Here is a 10082-nt window from a genome sequence, read left to right on the forward strand (position 1 = left end):
CCAACGCATCCTCTACAACGGCCAGCCTTCAACCAGTCTTTTGGCCGCGTCCGATAAACGACGCTGCGATTTGGAATCCCGGCTTTCTTTACGTCGTTATGCGGTCGGTCTTTGGAGTATCGGCGCGCGGCCAGGTCGGCAATAGATCGGCAGGCTGCGACTCGGCTGCAAGGCCCTTGCCCGCCCACCATCGCGGGACACGCCGCACACTCAACGAACCAGACTTTTGACTGCATCTACCAACCGAGACTGCAACCCGGAATCTCGGTGGATTCACGCAGTACTCGGCAAACAGTAGGAGGACCGCGTGCTCGACCAACTCAGCTGCTGAGCAGTCGTCTTGTCAGACCCACTAAGCCGGTTCGGCAGGAAACTGCGCAGCGTTCGCCAGCGCGCGGTACTCGCGCGGCGTCATGCCCACCGCTTGCTTGAACTGCCGGGCAAACGCGCTTTGATCGCTGAAGCCGCAGGCATGGCCGATTTCGGTCAGGCTCTTGTTCCCATGCAGCAAATGCATGGCCATCTGCAGGCGCAACTTGGCCAGCACCTGCTGCGGCGTGAGCTGGAACACCTTGCGGAACGAGCGTTGCAGCTTTGACATCGAAAAACCGGTGATCTCCACCAGTGCCTGCATGCGCACGTTCTGCGCATAGTTGGCGTTGAGGTACGCCAGCGCCAGCCGCAGTTTTTCGTACTGCGATTCGTGCCCGTCCTGCGGCCCCAGATCACGCGAGATGCCGATGATGCCCTGCACCTTGCCGTCGACCAGCAGCGGGCGTTTACAGGTGAGGCACCAGCCCGGCTCGCGATTGGCGAACAGATGCAGTTCCAGCAGGTTGTCGATCACCTCACCGGCCAGCACCTGCTCGTCCTGATTGGCGTAGTTTGCGCCCAGTCCGCTCGGGTAAACCTCGGCAACGCGCTTGCCGATCAATTCCTTGCGCGACTTCAGGCCCAGGCGCCGCAACATGGTCTGGTTGACGTGGGTGTAGCGACCCTCGCGGTCCTTGACGAAGAACAACACGTCCGGCACCGCATCGAACAGCGCTTCCAGATCGGCAGGATCGATGCTCTTCATGCGGGAGGATTCATGCGGTACGAGGGACTCGGGGCCAGGAGAGGCGCAACGGTGCAGTGACGCACCGGCGTCTGCACGCACCACCGATGCGCAACCGCATGATACGCCGCGCCTGTCGCTACGCTGGCAGACGCTCAGCGCGGCTGTTCGGCCACAGCGCCGCTGACTGCAGCCGGGGCGTCCTTCGGAGCGTCGATGGACGCACTGGTGGCGCCCATGCGATCGGCCGGCGTCCGCCGCGCTGCCCAGGCCTGCACCACTGCCGCACCCGATTGCGAGCCCACCTGCACGCGCAGACGCGCACCGGCAGTAGGCGCTACGAATTCGATTGCGCAGTCGCCCGCGGCCATGCAGCTATCTGCCGCCAGCGGGTCGACCGGCTGCCAGCCCTGCGCGGCGATCGCCTGCGAAAATGCGCGATAGCTCATGCCTGGCTTGAGGGTCGCCGGCAACGGCACCAGCAGCTCGCTGTTGTCGGCGTCCGTCGCGTTGGCAACGGCGGGCGCCGCAGTCACAGGCGCACGTGCAGTCACCGCCGCCGCAGGCCGCGGTGCGGCGCTCCAGGCAGGGCTGAAGATGAGGGCAAGCCCAAGCAAGGCTGGGCGGACGAACGTGCGCATACAAAAGACCCTTGCGATCCTGGCAGGGATGGGGAAAGTTAAAGAAGCGCTATTTTGACACGCCGACATGACGACAGGGCGATGCTGCCCGCAGGCGCTCAACAGCCATTTTGTCACCGGTTATCCAGCAGCGAGCCGCAAGCGCACTCGACTGCGACCCTATCGGCGGAGCACCGTGTTGCTTGAGCGAGCGCTGCAACCACCTGCCTTTCCAGCATCGAACCGCAGCCAACAAGACGTGGCGAGCAGTTGTCGGGGGACGGCGCGGAGAAACCGGCGTTTACGAGTGGGACATGCTGCCCCTTGCGCCGGCGGCGCCCACCTGGCGGTAGCACAGCAGGTTTATCAGCGGCTTTAATTCGACACCAGCCATTCCCGGGCAATACGCAGTTGCCGAGTCTTCGATCGGCAGCGGCACCCGTCTGTTGCGGCGACTGACCGCGACACAAAAAAACACCGGCACGCCGCGGTAAGGCGGCATGCCGGTGTTTTAAAGCACTACTGGCCGATATGCTGTTTCAACCAGGCATTGACCGTGTCGTGCCACAGCACGCTGTTGTCCGGCTTGAGCACCCAGTGGTTCTCGTCGGGGAAGTACAGGAACTTGGAGTCGATGCCCTTGCGCTGCAGCGCGGTGAACGCGGCCAGGCCCTGTTCGACCGGGATGCGGAAATCCTGCTGGCCGTGGATGACCAGCATCGGCACCTTCCACTTGTCCACGTGCAGCACCGGGTTGAACTTCTCGTAGCCGGCCGGGTTCTGCCACGGCGTGCCGCCGTTTTCCCATTCGCTGAACCACAGCTCCTCGGTGGCGTAGCCCATGGTGCGGTTGTCGAACACGCCGTCGTGGTCGACCAGGCACTTCCACGGCTGATTCCAGTTGCCGGCCATCCAATAGACCATGTAGCCGCCGTAGCTGGCACCCAGCGCGCAGGCCTTGTCGCCATTGAGGAAGCCGTACTGCTTCTGCGCGGCGGTCCAGCCCTTCTGCAGGTCTTCCAGCGGGCGGTCGCCCCAATGCTGGCTGATTGCGTCGGTGAAGTCCTGGCCGTAGCCGGTGGAGCCGTGGAAGTCGATCATCACCACCGCGTAGCCCTGGCCGGCATAGGTCTGCGGATTCCAGCGGTTGCTCCAGCCGTTGCCGAAGCTGCCCTGCGGCCCGCCATGGATCAGGAACGCCACCGGGTAGGTCTTGCCTTCCTGGTAGTTGTACGGCTTGACCACGTAGCCGTGCACGGTGTTGTTGTTCCAGCCCTTGAACTGGAACTGCTCGTAGTCGCCGAACTGCACATCGGGCAGTTGCTCGCCAGCAGTCTGCGTGATGGCGCGCAGGTTCTGGCCCTGCACATCGCTGACGAACACCTGATCGCCGCTCTTGAGCGAGTTGCGGGTAAACGCCAGCGTGCTGCCGGCCAGCGTCGGTGCATGCACGCTGCCCTCGCCCACCAGCTTGGTCGCTTCGCCGCTGGCGATGTCGATCTTGAACAGCGGATGTTCGCCCAGGTCATCGGCACTGGTGTAGATGCTGCTGCCGTCATCGGCAAGGACGATTTCACCGGCCGAGCGATCCCACTTCGGCGCGATCTCGCGCGTCTTGACGCTGGCCACATCCATCGCCATCAGGCCGAAACGGTCGGCCTCGAAACCCGGGCGCTTCATCGCGCGGTAGTACAGCGTCTTGCCGTCGGCACTGAACACCGGGCCGGCGTCCCAGGCCGGGTTGGCGGCAGTCAGATTGACCGGCGCGGACTTGCCGGTGGCATCCAGGCGATATAGATCGAAGTTGGTCTGCCACGGCTCGTCGTTGCCGGTGGACTTGGCGGCAGCCTTGGCGTTCTTGCCCGCTTCCGGGCCATGCGGCTGCGGGATGCGCACGCTGGCAACCACGCTGCTGCCATCGGGCGACCAGGTGTAGTCGTCATTGCCGCCGAACGGCTTGGACGGTGCATCGCCCGCCAACGTGGCGCTGATCGCCGAGGCACCAACCACCGGTTTGGCGCCGGTTGCGGGCAGCTCGGAGACGAACAAGGTGTTGCGACGGCCATCGTTCCAGGTGTCCCAATGGCGCACGAACAGCTGGTCGTACACCACGCCGCTGGCCTTGGCATTCTTTACGCTGGCGAGCTTTTTCTTGGTGCACTCCAGGTCCGAGCCGCAGTCCTGAAACACGCCCGCACTGAAGGCGATGCGCTTGCCGTCCGGGGAAAGCTTGTAGCTGTCCACGTCCACCGCAAACGCGGTGAGCTGCTGCGGGGTGCCGCCGGCCAGCGGTTGCGCGTACAGCTGCTGGCTGCCGGATTTGCTGCTGAGGAAGTACGCCGTCTTGCCATCGGGCGACAGCGCCGGGCTGTTGACGTTCCAGCCTTCCGGGGTGAGCCGCTTGGGGGGCGACAGATCGCGAGTGCGCAGATTGCGCACCCACAGGCTGGTGGCCGGCTTGCCATTGGCGGTCTTGGCCTGGCGTTTGGCGAACAGCACCACGCTGCCATCGGGGCTGAGCGTGGGCGAGGACACCCGATCCAGCGCGACCATGTCGCGCACATCGAAACCGCGCGCAGCGGCAAGGGTTGGCAAGGCGGCCAACAGACATAAAGGCAGCACGGCGTGACGCAGCTTCATCGAGATTCCTGCAACGGCAAAACGCCGATGGTAGGCGTTGCTGCAGCGCACGCGCAAAGGCTTGCGCTTGGGTCTGCCTGTGCGGTCGCGTGGGCATCGCCTCGTGCATGGGATTGCGCGCCTGGGCGCGACGACCAGACGCCAAGCCAGGTGACGTCAAACGCGAATGGCTGGCGCGCATGACGGCATGGTTCATGCGGGCAGCGAGGCCGGTCACGCCGCCCAGGTCCGCTTGCCTCCTGCGCGCTGCGTTGGAGAGGTGATTGCCACGGTGGGCGCACTGGCGGTCGCTACATCGAGAAAGGCTTCCCCTGCGGCAGGGCACCGCAGCCTTGCGCGACGATCGGCAGCGCCTGGCGTGACGCGGACGGACGTTGCGAGACGCCGGTCGATCTGGCGCCTCGCACCCTTGGCCATGCACGACGAGACGGGGTGTGCATGGACGGCAGCCCACCCTGCCCCTGGCCCGTCCTGCGGCGAAGAACCGCCAACAACACGACTGTGCTCACCGCCAGACGGGCGTGGCCAGTGTTCGGAACCCTCATGTACCACTCGTACACTCCGGTTCCTCCGCGCTGTCCACACCCACCTGAAAACCGCTCGCCACGTTTTGTTGGCCACTCCTAGAAGCGGTGCGACATGCCCACATACACCTGCGCGTCCGGGGTGCGGTCGTTGAGGCCGAAGTTGGCGCCCACGTCCAGTTGCAACAGCGGGTTGATCAGATACGCAGCGGCGATGTCGGCCGAATACTGCTCGATGGTGTCGGCGGGGTCGCGATTGATCGAGGACCACACTTCCACCGCCATCGACAGCTTCGGCGTCAACGGGCGCGCAAGGTTGATCGCATTGATCACCGCGACGTGCTTGCCGCTGCCATCGCTGTCGGCCAGCCAGTCGACCTCCGGGCCGAAGGTCAACGAGAAGCTGTTGGGCAAGGCGAAGTTGATCGGCAGAGCGACGCCGCCTTCCCATTCGTCGTTGCCCAGGCCGGTGCGCGCGGTCGGCGCCTTGACGAACGGCAGCACCGCAACGGTAGCGGTATCGCTTTCGTAGAAGCGCGCCTTCATGCGCAGATAGATGTCGCCGCCGCCACTCAGGCTGCTGCGTGCACCGGTGGCGCGATCGGTGGTCTTGACCTGCAGTTGCGGCGCCCAGTTGAGCTGCAGATCGATGCGGTCGCTGACGCCGTACTTGAGCGTGGGATTGGTGAACACCGAGGTTTCGATGCGCGTGCCGGGCTGGCTGTCGCGGGTGTAGCTGCCGATGTCGGTTTCCAGCTGCCAGGCGCCGGTCGGCACGGTACAGGTGGAATTGGCCTTGGTCGGCCGATCGGTGCACAGCGGCGCATCGGTGGCGTCTTGCGCCTGCGCTTGAGTGGCCAGGCCGCACAACACGCCGGCCACGGCGATGGCCAGCAGAGGGGTGCGCCGTACGCGGGACGAGGAACGGGGATTAACAGTCAGCATTGCAGTAACTCCATGGCAGAGCGCTGGATCGATGACACGACAGACCAGCAGTGAGTGAGGGGGAATGCACGTGGAGAGGTGGATCGACTGCACGACGCCGGAATGGCAGCGTCCGGTCGATCCTATCGAACTGTCGAGCTCGTATGACAAAAAGCGACCGCAACCGCGCGCCGGAAGAGACGCAGTGTGATTGGGCTAACAGTTTTGCCAGGCAGCAGCGGCGGCGCGATGGCCTACGGCGCGGAGATCAGCGGGGTCGATCGAGGCATGCGGCAGCCGTAACGCATCATCCGTGCGGGAGACGGCACGATACGGAGCGGCGGCATAAAGGCGCTATGCATGCGCGCCGGAGTTGGCATAAAGCCGGCGCAAAGGCTGGCTGCAGACCAGCTAGCGCCATCGTGGACGGCCGAGGGGGCTGCCGCGGCGGTGCGTGGCTAGGTTGCAGAGGGCAGCGGCAGGCGCTGCGGGCAGGTCGCCTTGCGCGCCCGCCAGGACGGCGCATGCATCGCATGTGCCGTGTCTGTAACAGGCTCAGGCCGCCTGTTCGCCACGCTTGCCGACGCGATACAGCAGCCAGCCGACCACGGCGAGGATGGCCAGGCCAACCCACTGATTGAGCTGCAGGGCAGCCGGCAGCGCCAGCACGTCGGCGCGGCTGGACAGCACGATCGGCACGGCGATGGCGATTCCCATCAAGGCCTCGCCGGTGATCAGGCCGGCCGCAAACAGCACGCCCGGACGATGCACCCGATCGCGGCCGTCTTCGTCGTCGGCGCGGATGTTGTGGAAGCGCTCGACCAGATGCGCGATCAGGCCGCCGATGAAGATCGGCACCATCAGCTCCAGCGGCAGGTAGATACCGATCGCCGCGGCCAGCACCGGCACGCGGAAGCGCTTGCCGGTGGCCTTCAACCATTCGTCCAGCGCGATGATCGCAGCACCCACCACCGCTCCGATGGCGATCATGGTCCACGGCAACTGGCCGCCGAACAGGCCCTTGGCCACCGAGGCCATCAAGGTGGCCTGCGGCGCGCCCAGCGAATTGGGGTGCTGCGGGGTGGCCGGGCCGATGCCGTAGGCCTGGGCCAGCAGGTTCAACACCGGCGCCATGATCAGCGCGCACGAGAACGCGCCGATGCCCAGCATCAGCTGCTGCTTCCACGGCGTGGCGCCGACCAGATAACCGGCCTTGAGATCCTGCAGGTTGTCGCCGCCCACCGCGGCCGCGCAGCACACCACCGCGCCGATCATGATCGCCGCCACCGCGCCCAGCGGTGCGGCGCCGATGCCGACCGGCACCAGACCGTCCTTGCCCAGCAACAGCACCAGCACCGCCGAGGCGAACAGGATGGTGGAGATGGTGATGCCCGACACCGGGTTGTTGGACGAGCCGATCAGCCCGGCCAGATAGCCCGACACCGACACGAACAGAAAGCCGGCCACGATCATGATGATGGTCATCGGGATCGACACGTGCCACTGCTGCACGATGGCCTGATACAGGCCCAGCAGCGGCAAGGTGCACAGTACCAGCGCCACCAGCATCCACTTCATCGGCAGGTCGCGCTCGGTCTCGGCGACCACGCCGCCACCGCTCTTGCGTGCGGCAGCAAAGCCGCTCTTGACGCCGGAAAACAGCGATTTGCGCAGCGAGAACAAGGTCCACACGCCGCCGATCAGCATCGCGCCGACGCCCAGGTAGCGAATCTTCGCACCCCAGATACCGAACGCGGCATCGGCCGCCGGCGCACCGGCCAGGCTCTGCGCCAGCGCCGGGTCCGAGCCCATGAAGAACTGCTGATACAGCGGGATGGCGATGTGCCAGGACAGGATGGAACCGGACAACACCACGATGCCGACGTTCAAGCCGACGATATAGCCCACGCCCAGCAGCGCCGGCGACAGGTTGGTGCCGATATAGCCCACCAGACGGCTACTGCCCAGGTAGGTGGCCTGCGCCCAGGTGTCCGGGATCACGCGCAGGCCGCTGGCGGCGGCGAGCTTGACCAGCGCGCCGATGGCGCCGGAGGCCGCCAGGATCTTCAGGCCCGGGCCGGGATTTTCGCCGGCCTTGAGCACCTCGGCCGCAGCCTTGCCCTCGGGGAACGGCAGAGGGTCCTCCACGATCATCGAGCGCCGCAGCGGCACCGAGAACAGCACGCCGAGCAGCCCGCCCATGCCGGCGATGCCCAGCACCCACCAGTACTTGAAGTCCGGCCAATAGCCCATGATCACCAGCGCGGGGATGGTGAAGATCACCCCGGCCGCGATCGACGAACCGGCCGAGGCACCGGTCTGGACGATGTTGTTCTCCAGGATGGTGCCGCCGCCGAGCAGGCGCAGCACGCCCATCGACACCACTGCCGCCGGGATGGCGGTGGCGATGGTCAAACCGGCGAACAGGCCGAGGTAAGCGTTGGCGGCCGAAAGCACCACCGCCAGCACGATGGCCAGCACGACGGCGCGGAAGGTGAGCTGGCGCGGTTGCGCGTCGTGGCTCATTGGGCATTCCCCCTGTGGGCAAAAAATCCGTACCACGCTAGCGCCTGGGCGGGTTTCCGTCCAGCTGCGCCGCGGCGTGACAGTGTGCCCACTGTGGCGGGTGGAACACCATCCATGAGCACAGGCGCAGCGGGCATGCTCCGGACTACGCCATCGATGCGTTGGCCTGGTGCAGCGAGGCCAAGTCGGTACGCCGGTGTGGACATCGATTCGCCTTGAACGCCGGCCGGGAGCGTGGCGATCGGCATCCTCGCTCTAAGGCCCCGCCCTAGCGGGAGCGCGCTCCCCACAGTCGGCCGATGCTGTTTGCGCTGGCCGATCTCCATCGACACGCCACCCGCACCAGCACGCAGCCGCGTGCCGAGAGGTCCCGACAATGCACCATCCATTGAGCGCTTCCCTGCTGGCCGGCATGCTGCTGTCGCTGCCAAGCGTCGGCGCATTCGGCAACGAGCCTGCTGCGCACGGCATGCGGTGCCCCGCCCCTGCAGCGGTGCGTTACGCGGACGGCCGCTACCGTGCCCATGCGCGGATCGAAGTGGCTTCCGGACGTGGCGAGTGGTCCAGTACGCCACAAGCCAACGCCGGCAAGCCGCGCCATCTGTCCTCGGTGCTGTACTACGGCAAGCGGTCCGATACAGCGACCAGCACGGGTGTGCTGGTCAATTGCAGTTATACGTTGCCCACCGGCGAGGATGTCGACCTGGCCTACTTCGACCAGCAAACGCCACAAACGCCACGCAACCTGATCGTCGCGCTCCAACATCCCGCTGTTTGGCTGCTCGATCAACCACCGGCACCCGGAGAAGATCAGTTCTACGCTTGTACTCGCAGCCTCAAGGACTGCACGTTCGAGCCGCTGCGCCTGGAATGACGCAGCGGCGCGCGTGCGCAGCCCCTGACGGGGCCGATCCTCAGTGCAGCAGCTCGGCAAACGCGCGATCGGCTTCGATCACGTCCGGCAGCGCCGCGAACAATGCATCCAGATCCACGCTATCCATCAACGGCCCGCGCAATGCTTCCAGTGCGGCCGGCGTGGCACCGGCATGCGCATGCAATGCATCCGACACCTGGGCTGCCTGCGCAACCACCAGCGCCATCGGCGCACCGTCCGGAGCGGCGGCTGGGCGGACCTGGAAGGCGATCGCCTGCTGGATCACCGCAGGCAACTGCCAACGACGCGCCAGTTCGGCGCCCACCTCCGGGTAGCCGAAACCCAGCTGCAGGGTTTCCTCGGCGGCGTGGCCGGCCGATGAGGTCTCGTGATTGATGCGGCCGGCATACTCCGGCGCGCCGGACTGGATCAGCAACTCGCCGATGTTGTGCATCATGCCGCAGGTGAAGGCGGTTTCCGGATCCAGGCCGTGCTGGCGCGCCAGCAGGCGGCAGATGCCGGCCACCTCGAAACTGTGGCGCCAGAAGGACTTCAGATCGAAGCCGGGGCCGGCGCGAAAGGCGCCGGTCATGGCCGAGGCCAGCACCAGGGTGCGCAGCGTGTTGAAGCCCAGGCGCATTGCGGCGTCTTCCACGCTGGTGGAATCGCGCAAGCCGTGGAAACGCGCCGAATTGGCCAGGCGCAGCACCTTGGCAGCGATCACCGGATCGCGCTCGATGGTGTGCGCCAACACATCGATGTTGGTATCGGGATTGTCGAACTGGGCAATCAGTTCCTGCGCCACCTTGGGCACGGTGGGCAAGGTGTGCAACTGGTCGAACAACGCCTCCAACTTCATGATCGCCTCGCAGGTCAATGGTGATGAGTGTGGCTGACAACGGGAGTGCGGGTCGGCC

Annotated in this window: 7 protein-coding genes and 2 other RNA genes; 2 read left to right on the forward strand and 7 right to left on the reverse strand. The window is 65.7% G+C overall.

What is annotated here, in order from left to right; translation table 11 throughout:
- Positions 1-352: 352 nt before the first annotated feature.
- The 4 genes from FHY19_RS11290 to FHY19_RS11305 all read right to left on the reverse strand — a co-directional run bounded on the left by FHY19_RS11290 (position 353) and on the right by FHY19_RS11305 (position 4317).
- Positions 353-1078, reverse strand: a complete 726-nt coding sequence (locus FHY19_RS11290) for an AraC family transcriptional regulator (protein ID WP_259166135.1) — start codon at positions 1076-1078, stop codon at positions 353-355.
- Between the two features lie 134 nt (positions 1079-1212).
- Positions 1213-1698, reverse strand: a complete 486-nt coding sequence (locus FHY19_RS11295) for a hypothetical protein (protein ID WP_259166137.1) — start codon at positions 1696-1698, stop codon at positions 1213-1215.
- Between the two features lie 226 nt (positions 1699-1924).
- A non-coding RNA gene (locus FHY19_RS11300) (sX9 sRNA) lies at positions 1925-1993 on the reverse strand.
- Positions 1994-2196: 203 nt separating this feature from the next.
- Positions 2197-4317 carry a S9 family peptidase gene (locus tag FHY19_RS11305; protein WP_259166138.1) on the reverse strand — a complete coding sequence of 707 codons (2121 nt, stop codon included), beginning with the start codon at positions 4315-4317 and terminating at the stop codon, positions 2197-2199.
- 543 nt (positions 4318-4860) lie between these two features.
- Between FHY19_RS11305 and FHY19_RS11310 the strand changes: the two genes are divergently transcribed.
- Positions 4861-4936, forward strand: a non-coding RNA gene (locus tag FHY19_RS11310) — sX9 sRNA.
- Between the two features lie 4 nt (positions 4937-4940).
- On the opposite strand, the gene FHY19_RS11315 is transcribed toward FHY19_RS11310, so the two are convergent.
- Both FHY19_RS11315 and FHY19_RS11320 read right to left on the reverse strand, forming a co-directional pair.
- Complete coding sequence (locus FHY19_RS11315) at positions 4941-5786, reverse strand: transporter (RefSeq protein ID WP_259166139.1); 846 nt, start codon at positions 5784-5786, stop codon at positions 4941-4943.
- A gap of 534 nt (positions 5787-6320) precedes the next feature.
- Positions 6321-8291 carry an oligopeptide transporter, OPT family gene (locus FHY19_RS11320; protein ID WP_259153187.1) on the reverse strand — a complete coding sequence of 657 codons (1971 nt, stop codon included), beginning with the start codon at positions 8289-8291 and terminating at the stop codon, positions 6321-6323.
- A gap of 412 nt (positions 8292-8703) precedes the next feature.
- On the opposite strand from FHY19_RS11320, the gene FHY19_RS11325 reads away from it, so the two are divergent.
- Positions 8704-9165, forward strand: coding sequence for a DUF3757 domain-containing protein (locus FHY19_RS11325; protein WP_259166140.1), 462 nt, complete (start codon positions 8704-8706; stop codon positions 9163-9165).
- A 40-nt stretch (positions 9166-9205) separates the two neighbouring features.
- Here the strand turns inward: FHY19_RS11325 and FHY19_RS11330 are convergent, their stop codons facing one another.
- Entirely contained in the window at positions 9206-10024 is an 819-nt protein-coding gene (locus FHY19_RS11330) for an HDOD domain-containing protein (RefSeq protein WP_259166141.1), read from the reverse strand.
- Positions 10025-10082: the final 58 nt, after the last annotated feature.

This window comes from Xanthomonas sp. 4461 (assembly GCF_024806475.1).
GTDB lineage: Bacteria > Pseudomonadota > Gammaproteobacteria > Xanthomonadales > Xanthomonadaceae > Xanthomonas > Xanthomonas arboricola_F.

Bases quoted from the DNA above. Each gene is read 5' to 3' on its own strand.
- FHY19_RS11290 (WP_259166135.1), bottom strand. From the start codon at position 1,078: ATGAAGAGCATCGATCCTGCCGATCTGGAAGCGCTGTTCGATGCGGTG.
- FHY19_RS11295 (WP_259166137.1), bottom strand. From the start codon at position 1,698: ATGCGCACGTTCGTCCGCCCAGCCTTGCTTGGGCTTGCCCTCATCTTC.
- FHY19_RS11305 (WP_259166138.1), bottom strand. From the start codon at position 4,317: ATGAAGCTGCGTCACGCCGTGCTGCCTTTATGTCTGTTGGCCGCCTTG.
- FHY19_RS11315 (WP_259166139.1), bottom strand. From the start codon at position 5,786: ATGCTGACTGTTAATCCCCGTTCCTCGTCCCGCGTACGGCGCACCCCT.
- FHY19_RS11320 (WP_259153187.1), bottom strand. From the start codon at position 8,291: ATGAGCCACGACGCGCAACCGCGCCAGCTCACCTTCCGCGCCGTCGTG.
- FHY19_RS11325 (WP_259166140.1), top strand. From the start codon at position 8,704: ATGCTGCTGTCGCTGCCAAGCGTCGGCGCATTCGGCAACGAGCCTGCT.
- FHY19_RS11330 (WP_259166141.1), bottom strand. From the start codon at position 10,024: ATGAAGTTGGAGGCGTTGTTCGACCAGTTGCACACCTTGCCCACCGTG.